Genomic DNA, 16,258 nt, shown 5'->3' with positions numbered 1-16,258 from the left:
AGTGACCGAACCTCGGGTTCACCCCCGAAAACTTCATGAAGGGAACCGGACATGGGTCCCCATCCTGCGGTCGCGGCGATACGCCTGGCGGTCCGCCGCGTCCTGACCGACATCCTCGACGACCACGGCCGAACCCCCGGCAATCCTCCGCACGGGCAGCCCTCTTCCCCGCTCGTGCTCGTGGCCTGCTCCGGCGGCGCCGACTCCATGGCGCTCGCCTCCGCCCTCGCCTTCGAAGCCCCCCGGCTCGGTCTGCGCGCCGGCGGCGTCACCGTCGACCACGGCCTCCAGGCCGGCTCCGACCTGCGCGCCGCCGACGTCGTCGTGCGCCTGCACGAACTCGGCCTGAACCCCGTGGAGTCCGTCACGGTCACCGTCGGCCGCGGTGGCGGTCCGGAGGCAGCCGCCCGGGACGCCCGCTACGCCGCCCTGGACACCGCCGCCGAGCGGTACGGCGCCGCCGCCGTCCTGCTCGGCCACACCCGCGACGACCAGGCCGAAACCGTCCTGCTCGGCCTCGCCCGCGGCTCCGGCATCCGCTCCCTGTCCGGAATGGCCGCGGTCTCGGGGGCCGACGGCCGTTACCGGCGCCCCTTCCTCCGGCTCGACCGGCAGACCGCCCGCACGGCCTGCATGGTCCAGTCCCTCCCCGTCTGGGACGACCCGCACAACGCCGACCCCGCCTACACCCGCTCCCGGCTCCGTCACGAGGGCCTGCCCGCGTTGGAGAAGGCCCTCGGCAAGGGGGTCGTCGAGGCCCTCGCCCGTACGGCCCAGCTCTCCCGCGACGACGCCGACGCACTGGACGCGTGGGCCGGCCGGGCCGAGGCCGGCGTCCGGGACGCCGACGGCCGCCTGGAGTGCGCCGCGTTGCACGCCCTGCCGCCCGCCGTACGCCGCCGTGTGCTGCGCCGCGCCGCCATCGGGGCCGGGGCCCCGGCCGGTTCGCTGTTCGCCCGCCACATCGAGGAGGTGGACCGGCTGATCACCGGCTGGCGTGGCCAGGGGGCCATCAATCTCCCCGGCCGGGTCGTCGCCCGCCGGCAGGGTGGCAGACTGGTGATTCGGCAGGGCTGAATCCGGACCCCACCGACCCGTACGAGTCGCGGGGCGGACCGGACCGGCCGGTGGGACGACCGAAAGTGATGCGGGTGGACGCGAAAGACATGGGTGCCGACCTCGAGAAGGTGCTCATCACCAAGGAAGAGATCGACGCCAAGCTGGTGGAGCTGGCCGCGAAGATCGACGCGGAGTACGCGGGCAAGGATCTGCTGATCGTCGGTGTGCTCAAGGGCGCGGTGATGGTGATGGCCGACCTCGCGCGGGCACTGTCCACCCCGGTCACCATGGACTGGATGGCCGTGTCGTCGTACGGGGCGGGCACCCAGTCCTCCGGTGTGGTGCGGATCCTCAAGGACCTCGACACCGACATCAAGGGCCGGCACGTCCTGATCGTCGAGGACATCATCGACTCCGGACTGACCCTGTCCTGGCTGATCTCCAACCTCGGCTCGCGCGAGCCCGCATCCCTGAAGGTGTGCACGCTGCTGCGCAAGCCCGAGGCCGCCAAGGTCGCCATCGACGTGGAATGGGTCGGCTTCGACATTCCCAACGAGTTCGTCGTCGGGTATGGCCTCGACTACGCCGAGAAGTACCGCAACCTCCCGTTCGTCGGTACGCTCGCCCCTCACGTCTACGGCGGCTGAACCCCAGGGCCCGGCCCGCCGTACGGTGATCGGGAACCCCGGCGGGCTCCGCGGCGTTGGAGCATGCGTGGACGCGAATACCGGCTGTCCCCCGCAGCTTCGGGGGACCATGCTGGGGTACCGTCCGAGGAACAGCCTTTATCAAACTCACTATGGCAGGAGGGACGGGGCGGCACCGCTCCGTATGGATGGACGTGAAGCGATACTTCCGTGGGCCGGTCATGTGGATCGTGCTGGCCGTCCTTGCCGTGGTCGTGTTGATGCAGGTCGTCGGCTCGTCCGGCGGCTACAAGACGGTGGACACAGGCCAGGTCGTCCAGGCGATCAATGAGAACAAGGTCGAACAGGCCAAGCTGACCACCGGCGACGAGCAGATCATCAAGGTCCAGCTCAAGGATGACCAGAAGGTCGAGGGCAGCTCGAAGATCCAGGCGAGCTACATCGGCGACCAGGGCGTCACCATCGCCAATACGCTGCAGGACAAGTTCCAGAACAAGCAGATTCCGGACGGCTACACGGTCTCGCCGTCGAAGCAGAACCCGTTCGTGAGCATTCTGCTGTCGTTGCTGCCGTTCGTCCTCATCGTGGTCGTCTTCCTGTTCCTGATGAATCAGATGCAGGGCGGCGGCTCCCGCGTCATGCAGTTCGGCAAGTCCAAGGCGAAGCTCATCACCAAGGACACCCCGAAGACGACGTTCTCCGACGTCGCGGGATCCGAGGAAGCCGTCGAGGAACTCCACGAGATCAAGGAGTTCCTGCAGGAGCCGGCGAAGTTCCAGGCCGTCGGCGCCAAGATCCCCAAGGGCGTGCTGCTCTACGGCCCGCCCGGAACCGGCAAGACCCTGCTCGCGCGTGCCGTCGCGGGCGAGGCCGGTGTGCCGTTCTACTCGATCTCCGGTTCCGACTTCGTCGAGATGTTCGTCGGTGTCGGTGCCTCCCGGGTCCGTGACCTGTTCGAGCAGGCCAAGGCCAACGCTCCCGCGATCGTCTTCGTCGACGAGATCGACGCGGTCGGCCGCCACCGCGGCGCCGGCCTCGGCGGTGGTCACGACGAGCGCGAGCAGACCCTGAACCAGCTCCTCGTCGAGATGGACGGCTTCGACGTCAAGGGCGGCGTGATCCTCATCGCCGCGACGAACCGGCCCGACATCCTCGACCCGGCCCTTCTGCGCCCCGGCCGTTTCGACCGCCAGATCGCGGTCGACCGCCCGGACATGCAGGGCCGGCTGGAAATCCTCAAGGTGCACCAGAAGGGCAAGCCGGTCGCCCCGGACGTCGACCTGTCGGCCGTCGCCCGCCGCACCCCCGGCATGACCGGTGCCGACCTGGCCAACGTGCTGAACGAGGCCGCGCTGCTGACCGCGCGCAGTGATCAGAAGCTGATCGACAACCACATGCTGGACGAGGCGATCGACCGTGTGGTGGCGGGCCCGCAGAAGCGGACCCGGATCATGTCGGACAAGGAGAAGAAGATCACCGCGTACCACGAGGGCGGTCACGCCCTGGTCGCGGCGGCCTCACCGAACTCCGACCCGGTCCACAAGATCACCATCCTGTCGAGAGGCCGCGCCCTCGGCTACACCATGGTCCTGCCGGACGAGGACAGGTACTCCACCACGCGCAACGAGATGCTGGACCAGCTGGCCTACATGCTCGGCGGCCGCGCGGCGGAGGAGCTCGTCTTCCACGACCCGACCACCGGTGCGGCCAACGACATCGAGAAGGCCACCGGCCTGGCCCGCGCGATGGTCACGCAGTACGGCATGACCGAGCGGCTCGGCGCGATCAAGTTCGGCGGTGACAACACCGAGCCGTTCCTCGGCCGTGAGATGGCTCACCAGCGGGACTACTCGGAAGAGGTCGCCGCGCTGGTCGACGAAGAGGTCAAGAAGCTCATCGAGACCGCGCACAACGAGGCGTGGGAGATCCTGGTCGAGAACCGCGACGTCCTCGACAACCTGGTCCTGGCCCTCCTGGAGCGGGAGACGCTGGGCAAGGAGGAGATCGCCGAGGTCTTCGCGCCGATCGTCAAGCGTCCGCCCAGGCCCGCCTGGACCGGCTCCTCGCACCGTACGCCGTCCACCCGCCCGCCGGTCCTCTCCCCCAAGGAGCTGGCACTGACGAACGGGGCGAACGGCGCGACGCCGGCCATCACCACCGTGAAGAGCACCGCGGCGGAGCCCGCCCCGGCACCCGAACGGACCCCGGAGGAACGCCCCGAGGGCTGACCCGAGGCTCACGGCGCCCCACCTGGCCCGGAATGGATGCCGCGCCCCCCTGGTTCTAGCCTGGGGGGCGCGGCATTTTGTGTACCCGCAGTTGAGACGCGTGCCCCTCACGCGTGAAGGCACAGGAACGAGGCACTCCATGACCGACCCCGTGACGCTGGACGGCATAGCCCCCATCGGCGAGTTCGACGAGAAGCGGGCGCGGAACGCCGTACGTGAGCTGCTGATCGCGGTCGGCGAGGACCCGGACCGGGAGGGTCTGCTGGAGACTCCGGCGCGGGTGGCACGGGCGTACCGGGAGATCTTCGCAGGGCTCTGGCAGAAGCCCGAGGACGTGCTGACCACGACCTTCGACCTCGGCCACGACGAGATGGTGCTCGTGAAGGACATCGAGGTGTACTCGACCTGTGAGCATCATCTGGTGCCGTTCCGGGGCGTGGCGCACGTCGGGTACATCCCGGCCGCCAGCGGGAAGATCACGGGACTGTCGAAGCTGGCCCGGCTCGTGGACGTCTACGCCCGGCGCCCGCAGGTGCAGGAGCGGCTCACCACCCAGATCGCGGACTCCCTGATGGACATCCTGGAGCCGCGCGGGGTGATCGTCGTCGTGGAGTGCGAGCACATGTGCATGTCGATGCGGGGCATCCGCAAGCCCGGTGCGAAGACCCTCACCTCGGCCGTGCGCGGTCAGCTGCGGGACGCGACGACGCGCAACGAGGCGATGAGCCTGATCATGGCGCGCTGACGCGGGCAGGGGGCCACGGGACGGGCGCTGACGCGCGCACGAGACGCGGGCCGGGTGCCAAGGGCTGAGGAACTGATGCCGGGCACGGCCGCCACGCGACACGAGCCGGTGCGGGCGGCACGCCGTCGCGCCGATCCAACCGGTCCCGGGCCGTGCGCGCCGTGCTCCGGGCCGCGTTCATCAGGGCCGCGTGTGCCGTGCTTCCGGCCTCGGGGGCCGCCTCTCAGGGCCGTTGGGCGCGTGTCCTGGGGCCTGGGGCCGCGAGTCGTCCCGCGCCGTGTGTGGCGTGCCGCGCTGCGGGCCGCGGGTGCAGGCCGTCACGGGCCGAGGGTCATGACGCGGGCGCCGCGCCAGGACCGCCGTTGTCGTCGTCCTCCGGCAGCTTGCAGACGCGCTCCAGGAAAGCGGCCGCCGCTATGACGCCGATGCCCGCCAGGACCGAGAAGCCGGCGTAGATGGCCTGGTCGCGGCGGGCGGGGATGTCCAGGGATTCCAGCAGGAAGACGGCCGCGCCGCCGTACATACCGGCGACCAGGGCCGCGACCAGGGCGCTGGCCTGACCGAACACGACCGCGCGGGCCGCCATCAGCGGGTCGACCCCCTTGGCGTCGGGCTGCCGCTCGCGCTGGGCCTTGAGGCGGGCGCGGAGGGAGAGCGCGGTGGCCGTGAGGACCACGGCGATCAGGGCGAGGACGATGGGCGCGGCCACGGGCACGCTCGGGAGGGTCCCCAAGGAGTTCCACAGGCGGGCGCCGGCCCAGGACAGGATGCCGGCGACGACGAAGACGCCGGCCAGCACCCTGATGCGCAGCTCTTTCACGGTGTCCCTTCGTGTTCCCCCGGACCGGTGCCCCGGAAAGTGGTCGTCCCGACCTTAACGGCTACTCGGGCAGCCGGAGTTCCAGGTCCGCGCGGGGTGTGACGCCGTCCCGGGTGAGCGCGCCGAGCAGATCGGCGACCCGTCCGCGCCCGGGGAGTTCCGCCCCGGGGTCGACGTCGTGCCAGGGGGCGAGCACGAAGGCCCGCTCGTGGGCGCGCGGATGCGGAAGGGTGAGCTGGGGGTCGTCGGAGTGGTGGTCCGCGTAGGCGACGATGTCCACGTCCAGGGTGCGCGGGCCCCAGTGCTCGTCCCGGACCCGGTGGAAGGCCTCCTCGACCGCGTGCGCCCGCTCCAGCAAGGAGGACGGGGGCAGGGTGGTCTTCAGGACCACGACCGCGTTGAAATACGAGGGCTGGCTGCCGGGCTCGACGCCCCACGGCTCCGTCTCGTACACGGGGGAGACGGCCCCGACCCGGACGCCCGGAGTGTCCTCCAGGGCGTCCACGGCGCCCTGGAGGGTCTCCAGGCGGTTGCCCAGGTTGGCGCCGAGGGAGACCACGGCCCGCTTCGGGTTCTGCAGGGTCGTGTCGGCGGCGTCAACCCGCTCGACCACGGAGGCGGGGACGGGCTGGACGGTCGGGTCGGTGTGGCCCGTGGTGGACGGCCTGGTCATACGCGGCTCCGGGTGATGGTGACGGTCACGTCGTCGAAGGGCACGGTGATCGGCGCGTCCGGCTTGTGGACGCACACCTCGACCTCCCGCACCACGTCGTGCTTCAGACAGACCTGCGCGATGTGCTCGGCGAGCGTCTCGATGAGGTTGACCGGCTCGCCCTGGACGACGGCCACGACCTCCTCCGCCACGATGCCGTAGTGCACCGTCTTCGTCAGGTCGTCGTCGGCCGCGGCCGGCCGGATGTCCAGGCCGAGGACGAGGTCCACGATGAAGGTCTGGCCCTCCTCGCGTTCCTTCGGAAACACACCGTGATGCCCACGGGCCTTCAGGCCGCGCAGCGCGACACGATCCACGCGAATCACTCCTGCAGTCGTCGGTCCGGCCGGTCGGTGCCTGTACGGACGGCACACCGGCCTGCACTTGAATCTACCCGCGGCCACCGACAGTGCCGGTGCCCCGGGGTGCCGCCGCGGGCCGGTGTCCGAAGGTTTCACCGTTCGTTCGCCCCGGGGACGGCGGGCCTAGTCCGGGGTGTCCGGTCCGGGGACGTCGTCGTCCTCGGTCTCGTCCTCCTCGGCGAGGACCGGGGAGGCGTGGTGCGACCAGAGCTTCCAGCCGGCCGGGGTGCGCCGGAACACGTTGGTGGCGACGACGAGCTGGCCGACCAGGGGCCCCAGCTCCTCGCCCGCCTCGGGGGCGGGGCCGCCGCTGAGGATGTTCTCGGTACAGGTCACCAGGGCGGTGTCGCCGGTCACGGACACATGCACATCGGTGAGGAAGAACTGGATGTAGTCGGTGTTCGCCATGATCAGGGCGTACGACCTCAGGACCTCGCCGCGTCCGGTGAGCACCGGCCAGCCGGGGTGGACGCAGGAAACCACGCCGCTGTCCGCCGGGTCGTGGTACGTCTCGTCGACGCCGAGGTCGGCCGGCGTGAGCCAGAGCGACGCGACCTCTTCGAAGTCGCCCCTCTCCAGCGCCTCGTAGAAGCCGGTGTTGGCGGCTTCGACCTGCTCGACATCGGTGTGGGGCGCCGTCACCGGGCTCCTTCTGCGCCGCGCGCGCCGGGTGCCGGGGTGGGGCGCTCCGTGCGTGCCTGTTCTATCGCGTGTGTGACCCGTACGGCGTCCGCGCTCGCGCGTACCTCGTGCACGCGGACGGCCCAGGCGCCGGCCCCGGCCGCGAGTGCGGAGACGGCGGCGGTGGCCGCGTCGCGTTCGCGGGCGGGCGGGGGAGAGGCGTCCGGGCCGGCCAGGACGCGGCCGAGGAACCGCTTGCGGGAGGCGGCGACGAGCACGGGGTGTCCGAGGCCCAGCAGACGGTCGAGGCGGGCGATCAGGGCCAGGTCGTGGCCGGCGTCCTTGGAGAAGCCCAGGCCGGGGTCGATGATCACGCGGTCGGCCGTGATGCCGCCCTCCAGAACGGCCTCCACACGTGCGCGCAGTTCGTCGGCGACCTCGGTGACCACGTCGGCGTAGACGCCCTCGACGTTGCCGCCCTCCAGGAAGCCGCGCCAGTGCATGACGACGAACGGCGCTCCGGCGGCGGCCACGACGGAGATCATGGCGGGGTCGGCGAGGCCGCCGCTGACGTCGTTGACGAGGGCGGCGCCGGCCGCGAGGGACCGCTCGGCCACCGAGGCGCGCATGGTGTCGACGGAGACGGTGATGCCCTCGGAGGCGAGGCCGCGCACCACGGGGATGACGCGCTTGAGCTCCTCGGCCTCGTCGACCCGGGTGGCGCCGGGCCGGGTGGACTCGCCGCCGACGTCGACCAGGTCGGCACCCTGGGCGACCAGGTCGAGGCCGTGCTTGACGGCGGTCGTCGTGTCGAACCAGCGGCCGCCGTCGGAGAAGGAGTCGGGGGTGACGTTGACGACTCCCATGACCGCGCACCGGTCCCAGTGAGGAAGGCCCGCGACCTGGCGGCGTCCGCTGTGGTTGCTCATATGTTCAGCGTAGGCCCAGAGAGCGGCCGGGGTGTGCCTCGGCCCGGGCGGCCGGGGCGGGGCGCGCGGACCACTGTGGTGCGCTCCGTCGCCCGACATGTCCTCACCCGTCCTGACGGACATCGCGTCCGGTGTGTGGCGCGGGAGGTCGTGGATCCGGGTGACAATTCGAGCATTCGGCGACATTGCGCCCTCTGGGGCGGTGTCTTCGGGGGCGAGGTTCACTCCGCGCGGGCGGATGTTCGGACGGGGCCGGCGGTGCGGTCGGTGGTGCGGTCGGTGGTGCGGGCATACGCGAAGGGGAATGCGCCGGCAGTGACTTCACCGCCTTCCGGGCGGCAGGCGATCTTGATGAATTTGGTCAATGTGTCTATTCACGTTCCGTCCGAGTTCCCTGATGTCCTGTGAAACCCTCGTTGTGGCTTTGTTTTTACGGGGCGGGGCACCACGATTCGCCTACGCGCGGTAAGTTTCTGGCCATGCCACGTGGACGTCACCGTCATTCCCCGCCCCTGCACAGGATGCTGCCCCCGTCGGCGATCGCAGGCGTCTCCGTCGTCTGTGCCCTGGGGCCCTGGGTGTTCACGCAACCGCTGATGCTTCGCGTTCTGGCCGCGGCCGCCGCGGTCACCGCGATTGTCGGCGCCGTCGTCATGCGGCACTGGGACGCCCAGGCGGGTAAACGCGTCGCCGATCTCACGCGCGCGCGTGCGAGTGACGAGTGGCGTTTCGAGGAACGGGTCGCCGAACTCGAGTCCGACCTCGAGGAGTCGCGTGAGCTGCGGATGAAGCTGGAGCAGCGGCTGCGCGCCAAGCGCGCGGAACTGGCCGGGCTGCGCAACGAGCACGCATCGCTGCTGCGAAGGTACGCGGCGGCGGAGGTCGAACGGGCAAGCGTTCTGGAAGAGCGGCGGGTGCTCGAGATAGAGGCCGCGGTTCCGGCCCGCGCGCTGCCGGCGGGACCGTCCGCGGTATCCGTCGTGCCGGGGTCGGCGGAGACGCCGGGGGAGGCGGTGTCCGAGACGTCGTCGACGGACGACGGGACGGGCGCCGAGGAGACGGAGGCAACCGCCCCCGCGGCCTTCTCGCCGGAGGGGTCCAAGCTGTTCCTGCGTGCCGACGCGGCGCTGTCGCGGTTCGCCGGAAAAGCCGAGGACGCCGAGGAGGGTGCGGCCGAGGTGGACGCTCCGGAGGAGCGAGCCGATGCCGATGTCGGCGCCGATGCCGATGCCGGCACGGCAGCGGAGGACGGTGCGGCCGCCCGGCCCGCCGGTGGCACGCCGGGGGCCGCAGCGTCCCCGGAGCGGAACGATTCCCCGAAGGGCGACGGCACGCCCGAGGACGACGGTCCCGGGCCCACCAAGAAGCCCAGGCCCGAGCCGGCGCAGGAGGACGAGGCCGAGGGGCAGCCCGAGGCGGCCGGCGACCACGAGCGCGCGGCCGCCTCCGCCACGCCGGCGGCTCCTCCCGCCCAGCCCGTGCGCCGGCCCTCCGGACACTTCACCGTGCCGACCGCGGTGGCGGTCGTACCGCCGAGGGAGCCCGTACGGCGTCCCGTGTCCCAGGGCGGTTTCGACTTCTTCGGGACGAAGAAGGACACGGACGAGTCCGCGCTGGACGCCGTGCAGAACGAGGACCTCGCCGATGTCGTCGGCCAGGAGGCGCTCGCCCTGCACAAGGCCGAGGCCGAGGCGCGGTACAAGCCCGCCGACGAGCAGGCCCGTGGTGTCGGCCAGGTCATCGACCTGACGGAACACGACGAGACAGAACACATCGACGTCCAGGGCCTGCGCAGCGCGGTCTCCTGAACCACCGGCCACACCGACGGGGCCCGCACCTTCCAAGGACGGGCCCCGTCGGCGTGCCGCCTCGCGTGTGCGTGCCGTCCGCCGTTCCGCGGCAGCGTTTCCGAGGCCGTCGCGGGAGCCCTGGTGCGGGCCGATCAGGCCATCCAGCGGTCCGGGCGGGCGTCCCTGCGGCCGGTGCGGGAGCGTTCCGCCTGGGCCCGCAGCAGGGACGCCGCCTCCGAGGCGTCCCTGAGGCGGGCCGTGACCGACTTGTTGGCACCGGTGTCCACCACGACGTCGGCGACGCCCCTGGCGCGCTGCCAGGGGCCCTGAACGAGCCGTACGCTCTGCACCTTGGCGTGCGGTACCAGGGACAGGCTGCGCCGCAGCAGCCCGTGCCGCGCGGCGAACACCGCGTCGGTGACGGTGAGCCCGTAGCCGCGCCACCACACCGGCACGCACCACCGCGCGCGGCGCGGCGGCCGGACGAGCGCCTCGCGCGGGGGAACGCTCACCCCGGGCAGCACCCGCGCGACGACCGACTCGGCGAGCTCGCGCGGGGCGACCGGCAACAGCAGGGAGTTCGAGGACCCCGCCACGTCGAGCTCCACGCGCACCCACCCCCGCCGCCGCCACAGCAGCGGCTCGACGAGGCGTACCGTCTGCACGCGCCCCGGCGGTACCGTCTCGTGCGCCCGGTCCAGCAGCCCGTGGTCGATGCGCAGCCCGTCCGGCGACTCGCCCAGCGTCCAGTCGTACTCGGTGACGAACCGCCCCACGCTGCTCGCGCCCACCGCGCCCAGCATCGGAACGGCGGCGGCGAGCACGGTCCACAGGCTGTGGGTGGCCGTCCAGAGCAACGGCAGCGCGACAGCGGCGACCATGAGCCAGCCCCAGGTCGCGCCGGTCAGCAGCAGCGAGACGGCGAGTACACCCGGCGGCACCCGCAGCATCTGCCGGGACGGTGCCTCGCCCACCTCGTGTGCGGTCTCCGGCGCGAATCCCGCCGCCCGCGCGAGCAACTCGGCACGCAGAACGCGTGCCTCGTCGGCGCCGAGGAAGGCGAGTTCGTCCTTCTTGTCGGTGCCTATGACGTCGAGTCTGAGTTTCGCCACGCCCGCGACCCGCGCGAGCAGCGGCTGGGTGATGTCGATGGCCTGGATCCGCTCCAGCCGGATGTGCGCGGTGCGGCGGAACAGCAGACCGGTGCGGATGCGCAGCTCGCTCTCCGTCACCGCGAAGTGGGTGAACCACCAGGTCAGGAAGCCGTAGAGGGCGGCGGCCGGGAGGAGCACGGCGAGCCCGGCCAACAGGGTGGTGGTCGTCAGCCGGGTCAGCTGGCGCTGTGCCTGGTCGGGGTCGTGCAACGCCCACCCGATCAGCACGGCGACGGGTGCCCACGCCCGCCTGAAGGGCGTGATGGGGTGCAGCCGCCTCTCGGCCACGGGCGGTCGGTCGCGTACGTCCTCGTGGACGTCCGGGGCCGTCACAGCCCCGCCGATCGGGCCTCGCCGAGCTCCGTGAGCCGGTCGCGCAGCCGTTCGGCCTCGGCCGGGTCGAGGCCGGGGATGGTGGCGTCGGTCGCCGCGGCCGCCGTGTGCAGTTGCACGCTGGCCAGCCCGAAGTGCCGCTCGACGGGCCCGGAGGTGACCTCGACCAGCTGCATCCGCCCGTACGGCACGATCGTCTCCTGGCGCCACAGGACGCCCCGGCTGAGCAACAGGTCGTCGGCGCGCTCCGCGTACCGCCAGGAACGCCAGTTCCGCTCCAGCATCACCCAGCCCCAGGCCAGTACGGCCAGCGGCAGTGCCGCCAAGGCGGCCCAGCCCGGCCCGGCCAGCAGCCCCGGTAGCAGCCCGGCGGCCAGGGCCAGCAACCCCAGCCACACCACCAGCAACAACCGTCGCATCTTCAACAGCCCGGGCGGCAGCGCGATCCACACGGGCCCGTCTGCCCCGCCCACCGGTCCGGCTGCCCGCGCCGTCCTGCCCATTTCCGCCGGCCCCATGTCGTGCGGGCTCCCCGTCTCCATGGGCCCAGCGTACGTAGGGGAGACTGTGTCCATGACTCCAACGACGGAGACCATGGTCGGCATCGGCGGCGCGGCGGAGAGCACCGACATGGTGCTCAACATCGGACCCCAGCATCCCTCCACACACGGCGTGCTACGGCTGAAGCTCGTCCTGGACGGCGAACGCATCGTCCGCGCGGAGCCCGTGATCGGCTATATGCACCGGGGCGCGGAGAAGCTGTTCGAGGCCCGTGACTACCGACAGATCATCATGCTGGCCAACCGGCATGACTGGCTGTCGGCCTTCTCCAACGAGCTGGGCGTGGTCCTCGCCGTGGAGCGGATGCTCGGCATGGAGGTCCCCGAGCGCGCGGTGTGGCTGCGCACGCTGCTCGCGGAGCTGAACCGGGTGCTCAACCACCTGATGTTCCTCGGCTCCTATCCGCTGGAACTCGGCGGCATCACCCCGATCTTCTACGCCTTCCGCGAGCGCGAGGAGCTCCAGCACGTCATGGAGGAGGTCTCCGGCGGGCGGATGCACTACATGTTCAACCGCGTGGGCGGCCTCAAGGAGGACCTCCCCGCAGGATGGACGACGCGCGCCCGCGTCGCCGTCGCCGACGTGCGCTCCCGCATGGACCGCTTCGACGACCTGGTGCTCGGCAACGAGATCTTCCGCGGCCGCACGCGCGGCGTCGGCGTGCTGTCCCCGCAGGCCGTGCACGCGTACGGCGTGAGCGGGCCGATCGGGCGCGCCTCGGGCGTGGACTTCGACCTGCGCCGTGACGAGCCGTACCTCGCCTACGGCGAACTGGGCGACGTCCTGAAGGTGGTGACCCGTGAGGAGGGCGACTGCCTGGCGCGCTTCGAGTGCCTCCTGGCACAGACCCACAACGCCCTCGATCTCGCCGACGCCTGCCTCGACCGGCTCGCCGAGCTGCCGCCGGGCCCGGTCAACCAGCGGCTCCCGAAGGTCCTCAAGGCGCCCGAGGGTCACACGTACGCGTGGACCGAGAACCCCCTCGGCATCAACGGCTACTACCTGGTCAGCAAGGGCGAGAAGACCCCGTACCGGCTGAAGCTGCGCTCGGCGTCGTACAACAACATCCAGGCGCTCACCGAGCTGCTGCCGGGGACGCTGGTCGCGGACATGGTGGCGATCCTCGGGTCGTTGTTCTTCGTGGTGGGCGACATCGACAAGTGACCCGGGCGGGCGTCAGCCGTCGAGTACCTCCTCGATCCCCGCCGGCAGCACCAGCCACCCGAAGTCCCCGAGACCGCCCGGCGCGGTGAGCTCGGCGGCCTCCCCGGCGCTCGCGAGGGCGCGTACGTACCCGGCGGGGTCGGTGGACGCCAGGGCCAGCGGGGGGCGTGCGCCGCTCAGCCCCAGCGCGTGCAGGGCGTCCCGCTGCGGCAGCAGGCGAGCGCCGGGGCGCGCGGCGGCGGCGCACGCGTCCAGGGCGACATGCGCGGTGATGTCGCACGAGCCGTCCGGCACGGGCACCGTCTCCCGTCCCTCCCGGAAGGCCGTCAGCGTCCCGAACGGCGGCCGCGCGGCGACCGTGTGCGCGTAGTCCACGGCGACGGCGAGCCCGCGCACGACCGTTCCGGCCGACGCCGCCCAGGCCTGGTCCCGGGGCAGCCCGATCTCCGCGCGGAGCCCTTCCTCCGCGCCCAGCGGCCACCAGCGCGCCAGCCACTCGGCCTCCGCGCCGGAGACCGGCTCACCGAGCCGTTCGGTCCCGTCCTCCCGTACCAGCACCAGCCGCGGTACGCCCGCCGCGTCCACCTCGACGACGTCCACGGGTACGTTGTCCAGCCACTCGTTGGCGAAGAGCAGTCCCGTGATCCGCTCCGGGGGCTCCGCCCGCCACGCGATGCGGTGATCGAGCCCGGCGGGCCGCTCGGCCAGCTCGACGGCGTAGGCGCGCGTGCGTGCCGCCACGTCGGCGGGCAACGCGGCGACCACCCCGGTGACCAGCTCGCCCCGCCCGGCCGCCATGTCCACGAAGTCGAGCACCGCCGGACGTCCCAGCGCCTCGTCGACCCGGCACAGCAGCCGCGCCACGGCCGCGGCGAACAGCGGGGAGGCGTGCACCGACGTACGGAAGTGCCCGGCCGGGCCCTTCCCCGGCCCGCGGTAGAAGCCGCACGGCCCGTACAGGGCGTCCTGGGCCGCCGCCCGCCAGCCCCGCCGGCCGCCCTCTCCCGTCCCTGCCGTCACCGGTTTCCCCCACCCGCCCACGCCCTCGTCACCGGCCCAGGTTAAGCGCGCGGATATGCCCCGCCTCCACCTTGCGGAGTACACGTACCGACCGGGGATCGGCCCTCCGGTTGACCCCTGCACGCATTTCACTTCCCTACGCTGGGTTACGTGCAACGCCTCTATGACTTCCTCCGCAGACACCCGACCTGGGTCGACGGCTTCTGGGCCGTGGTCCTGTTCGGTATTTCGCTGATCGGTGGAGAGAACCTCGAGGAGGCCCGGGGGACGGACCTGCGGGCCCTCACCGTGCCGGTCATGCTGCTGTTGTCGCTGGTCGTCGCACTGCGCCGCCGGATGCCCGAGCGGATGCTGGTCCTCGCCCTCGCCGTGGGCGTGGGACAGCTGATCGCGGACGTGGCGACAGTACCCGCCGACTTCGCCCTGCTGGTGATCGTGTACACGGTCGCGGCGGTCGGGGCGCGCTGGTCCTCCCGCCTCGCGCTGACCGCCGGCCTGTGCGCGGCCCCGCTCGCGCAGCTGCGCTGGCCGAGCGAGGACACGGGCCCGGCGGGCAATCTCGCCATAATGATCTTCCAGACCGTGCCCTTCGCGCTCGCCTGGGTGCTCGGCGACTCGATCCGCACCCGCCGCGCGTACTTCGCGCAGCTGGAGGAGCGGGCCGCCCGGCTGGAGAAGGAACGCGCGGCGCAGGCCAAGGTCGCCGTCGCCGCCGAACGCGCCCGGATAGCCCGCGAGCTGCACGACGTCGTCGCTCACAACGTGTCGGTGATGGTCGTGCAGGCCGACGGCGCCGCCTACGTCCTCGACGCCGCACCCGACCAGGCGAAAAAGGCCCTGGAGACCATCTCCTCCACCGGCCGCCAGGCGCTGGCCGAGATGCGCCGCCTGCTGGGCGTGCTGCGCACCGGCGAGCACGAGGAGGCCGGGGAGTACGTGCCGCAGCCCGACGTACAGCAGATCGAGGACCTGGTCGGGCAGTGCCGGGAGTCCGGACTGCCCGTGGACTTCAAGGTCGAGGGCACCCCGCGCGCGCTGCCCAGCGGTGTCGAGCTCACCGCCTACCGCATCGTGCAGGAGGCGCTCACCAACACCCGCAAGCACGGCGGCCCCAACGTGGGCGCCAGCGTGCGCCTGGTGTACTTCGACGACGGGCTGGGACTGCTCGTGGAGGACGACGGCAAGGGCGCTCCCCACGAGCTGTACGAGGAGGGCGGCTTCGACGGCCAGGGCCACGGCCTGATCGGCATGCGTGAACGGGTCGGCATGGTCGGCGGAACCCTGGACGCGGGACCGCGTCCGGGCGGAGGATTCCGCATCAGTGTGTTGCTGCCGCTCAAACCCGCGCATTGACGTCCGCGCACGCCCCCTGTTGACGCCTGTCACAACCCTTGTGACGACCTGACGACCTGACGACCGAACGGAAGAGGCCCGATGACGATCCGCGTGATGCTCGTCGACGACCAGGTGCTGCTGCGCACCGGGTTCCGGATGGTGCTGGACGCCCAGCCGGACATGGACGTCGTGGCGGAGGCGGGCGACGGCGTCGAGGCCCTCCAGGTGCTGCGCTCCACCGCCGTCGACGTGGTGCTGATGGACGTCCGTATGCCCAAACTCGACGGCGTGGAGACGACGCGCCGGATCTGCGCGGACACCGACCCGCCCAAGGTACTGATCCTCACCACCTTCGACCTCGACGAATACGCCTTCTCCGGGCTGAAGGCGGGCGCCTCCGGCTTCATGCTCAAAGACGTGCCGCCGGGGGAACTGCTCACCGCGATCCGCGCGGTGCACAGCGGCGACGCCGTGGTCGCCCCCTCCACCACCCGGCGGCTCCTGGACCGCTTCGCCCCGATGCTGCCCAGCTCCGGCAAGCAGCCCGCGCACAAGGAGCTGGAACGGCTCACCGAGCGGGAACGGGAGGTCATGGTGCTCGTCGCGCAGGGCCTGTCCAACGGTGAGATCGCGGCCCGGCTGGTGCTCTCCGAAGCGACCGTGAAGACCCACGTGGGCCGCATCCTCACCAAGGTGGGCCTGCGCGACCGGGTGCAGGTGGTCGTCCTCGCCTACGAGACCGGGCTGGTCCGGGCCGGCGGACACGGCTGAACGGCCC

At 71.7% G+C, this 16,258-nt stretch carries 16 protein-coding genes; 8 read left to right on the top strand and 8 right to left on the bottom strand.

The features are described 5' to 3' along the window. Nucleotides 1-51: 51 nt before the first annotated feature. The 4 genes from tilS to folE all read left to right on the top strand — a co-directional run bounded on the left by tilS (nucleotide 52) and on the right by folE (nucleotide 4,679). Entirely contained in the window at nucleotides 52-1,077 is a 1,026-nt protein-coding gene (tilS, locus tag ACZ5C2_RS17060; RefSeq protein ID WP_468791151.1) for a tRNA lysidine(34) synthetase TilS, read from the top strand. Nucleotides 1,078-1,145: 68 nt separating this feature from the next. Then, nucleotides 1,146-1,706 carry a hypoxanthine phosphoribosyltransferase gene (gene hpt, locus ACZ5C2_RS17055; RefSeq protein WP_037933814.1) on the top strand — a complete coding sequence of 187 codons (561 nt, stop codon included), beginning with the start codon at nucleotides 1,146-1,148 and terminating at the stop codon, nucleotides 1,704-1,706. Nucleotides 1,707-1,894: 188 nt separating this feature from the next. Further along, a complete protein-coding gene (ftsH, locus tag ACZ5C2_RS17050; RefSeq protein ID WP_468791149.1) occupies nucleotides 1,895-3,934 on the top strand; it encodes an ATP-dependent zinc metalloprotease FtsH in 2,040 nt (679 codons plus the stop codon). Between the two features lie 139 nt (nucleotides 3,935-4,073). After that, nucleotides 4,074-4,679 carry a GTP cyclohydrolase I FolE gene (folE, locus tag ACZ5C2_RS17045; protein WP_468791147.1) on the top strand — a complete coding sequence of 202 codons (606 nt, stop codon included), beginning with the start codon at nucleotides 4,074-4,076 and terminating at the stop codon, nucleotides 4,677-4,679. A 331-nt stretch (nucleotides 4,680-5,010) separates the two neighbouring features. Here the strand turns inward: folE and ACZ5C2_RS17040 are convergent, their stop codons facing one another. The 5 genes from ACZ5C2_RS17040 to folP form a co-directional block, all read right to left on the bottom strand. Further along, nucleotides 5,011-5,499 (bottom strand): DUF3180 domain-containing protein, encoded by a 489-nt coding sequence (locus ACZ5C2_RS17040; RefSeq protein WP_468791145.1) that lies wholly within the window; start codon nucleotides 5,497-5,499, stop codon nucleotides 5,011-5,013. 61 nt (nucleotides 5,500-5,560) lie between these two features. Then, nucleotides 5,561-6,172 carry a 2-amino-4-hydroxy-6-hydroxymethyldihydropteridine diphosphokinase gene (gene folK / locus ACZ5C2_RS17035; protein ID WP_468791143.1) on the bottom strand — a complete coding sequence of 204 codons (612 nt, stop codon included), beginning with the start codon at nucleotides 6,170-6,172 and terminating at the stop codon, nucleotides 5,561-5,563. Beyond that, nucleotides 6,169-6,528, bottom strand: coding sequence for a dihydroneopterin aldolase (folB, locus tag ACZ5C2_RS17030; RefSeq protein WP_215207680.1), 360 nt, complete (start codon nucleotides 6,526-6,528; stop codon nucleotides 6,169-6,171). The genes folK and folB overlap by 4 nt, the downstream gene beginning before the upstream one ends. Nucleotides 6,529-6,696: 168 nt before the next feature. Then, a complete protein-coding gene (locus ACZ5C2_RS17025) occupies nucleotides 6,697-7,215 on the bottom strand; it encodes a nuclear transport factor 2 family protein (RefSeq protein WP_468791141.1) in 519 nt (172 codons plus the stop codon). After that, nucleotides 7,212-8,123 (bottom strand): dihydropteroate synthase, encoded by a 912-nt coding sequence (gene folP, locus ACZ5C2_RS17020; RefSeq protein ID WP_468791139.1) that lies wholly within the window; start codon nucleotides 8,121-8,123, stop codon nucleotides 7,212-7,214. The genes ACZ5C2_RS17025 and folP overlap by 4 nt, the downstream gene beginning before the upstream one ends. A gap of 479 nt (nucleotides 8,124-8,602) precedes the next feature. On the opposite strand from folP, the gene ACZ5C2_RS17015 reads away from it, so the two are divergent. After that, nucleotides 8,603-9,931, top strand: a complete 1,329-nt coding sequence (locus tag ACZ5C2_RS17015; RefSeq protein WP_468791137.1) for a hypothetical protein — start codon at nucleotides 8,603-8,605, stop codon at nucleotides 9,929-9,931. Between the two features lie 134 nt (nucleotides 9,932-10,065). Here ACZ5C2_RS17015 and ACZ5C2_RS17010 read toward each other — a convergent pair whose 3' ends face one another. Together ACZ5C2_RS17010 and ACZ5C2_RS17005 are read right to left on the bottom strand one after the other, a co-directional pair. Then, nucleotides 10,066-11,400: a PH domain-containing protein gene (locus ACZ5C2_RS17010; RefSeq protein ID WP_468791135.1), complete on the bottom strand. Its 1,335-nt coding sequence runs from the start codon at nucleotides 11,398-11,400 to the stop codon at nucleotides 10,066-10,068. Then, complete coding sequence (locus ACZ5C2_RS17005; protein WP_468791133.1) at nucleotides 11,397-11,942, bottom strand: PH domain-containing protein; 546 nt, start codon at nucleotides 11,940-11,942, stop codon at nucleotides 11,397-11,399. Before ACZ5C2_RS17005 ends, ACZ5C2_RS17010 begins: the two co-directional genes overlap by 4 nt. 31 nt (nucleotides 11,943-11,973) lie before the next feature. Between ACZ5C2_RS17005 and ACZ5C2_RS17000 the strand changes: the two genes are divergently transcribed. Continuing rightward, on the top strand, nucleotides 11,974-13,125 hold the full coding sequence (locus ACZ5C2_RS17000) for an NADH-quinone oxidoreductase subunit D (RefSeq protein ID WP_468791131.1): 1,152 nt from the start codon (nucleotides 11,974-11,976) through the stop codon (nucleotides 13,123-13,125). 12 nt (nucleotides 13,126-13,137) lie between these two features. On the opposite strand, the gene ACZ5C2_RS16995 is transcribed toward ACZ5C2_RS17000, so the two are convergent. Beyond that, entirely contained in the window at nucleotides 13,138-14,145 is a 1,008-nt protein-coding gene (locus ACZ5C2_RS16995) for an SAM-dependent methyltransferase (protein ID WP_468791129.1), read from the bottom strand. A 150-nt stretch (nucleotides 14,146-14,295) separates the two neighbouring features. On the opposite strand from ACZ5C2_RS16995, the gene ACZ5C2_RS16990 reads away from it, so the two are divergent. After that, complete coding sequence (locus tag ACZ5C2_RS16990; RefSeq protein ID WP_468791127.1) at nucleotides 14,296-15,498, top strand: sensor histidine kinase; 1,203 nt, start codon at nucleotides 14,296-14,298, stop codon at nucleotides 15,496-15,498. A gap of 81 nt (nucleotides 15,499-15,579) precedes the next feature. Continuing rightward, the gene (locus ACZ5C2_RS16985) at nucleotides 15,580-16,251 is read left to right on the top strand and encodes a response regulator transcription factor (RefSeq protein ID WP_468791125.1); all 672 of its coding nucleotides are present in this window, start codon (nucleotides 15,580-15,582) and stop codon (nucleotides 16,249-16,251) included. The last annotated feature ends 7 nt before the right edge of the window (nucleotides 16,252-16,258 follow it).

Source organism: Streptomyces sp. NPDC031365 (assembly GCF_055569765.1).
Note: the sequence above shows the minus strand (reverse complement) of the source record. Positions and strands in the feature narration are given on the sequence as shown.

Excerpts from the sequence above, each read along its gene's own strand:
- ftsH (WP_468791149.1), top strand. The coding sequence starts at position 1,895 with ATGGACGTGAAGCGATACTTCCGTGGGCCGGTCATGTGGATCGTGCTG.
- hpt (WP_037933814.1), top strand. The coding sequence starts at position 1,146 with ATGCGGGTGGACGCGAAAGACATGGGTGCCGACCTCGAGAAGGTGCTC.
- folK (WP_468791143.1), bottom strand. The coding sequence starts at position 6,172 with ATGACCAGGCCGTCCACCACGGGCCACACCGACCCGACCGTCCAGCCC.
- ACZ5C2_RS17015 (WP_468791137.1), top strand. The coding sequence starts at position 8,603 with ATGCCACGTGGACGTCACCGTCATTCCCCGCCCCTGCACAGGATGCTG.
- ACZ5C2_RS16985 (WP_468791125.1), top strand. The coding sequence starts at position 15,580 with ATGACGATCCGCGTGATGCTCGTCGACGACCAGGTGCTGCTGCGCACC.
- tilS (WP_468791151.1), top strand. The coding sequence starts at position 52 with ATGGGTCCCCATCCTGCGGTCGCGGCGATACGCCTGGCGGTCCGCCGC.
- folE (WP_468791147.1), top strand. The coding sequence starts at position 4,074 with ATGACCGACCCCGTGACGCTGGACGGCATAGCCCCCATCGGCGAGTTC.
- ACZ5C2_RS17000 (WP_468791131.1), top strand. The coding sequence starts at position 11,974 with ATGACTCCAACGACGGAGACCATGGTCGGCATCGGCGGCGCGGCGGAG.
- folP (WP_468791139.1), bottom strand. The coding sequence starts at position 8,123 with ATGAGCAACCACAGCGGACGCCGCCAGGTCGCGGGCCTTCCTCACTGG.
- ACZ5C2_RS17005 (WP_468791133.1), bottom strand. The coding sequence starts at position 11,942 with ATGGAGACGGGGAGCCCGCACGACATGGGGCCGGCGGAAATGGGCAGG.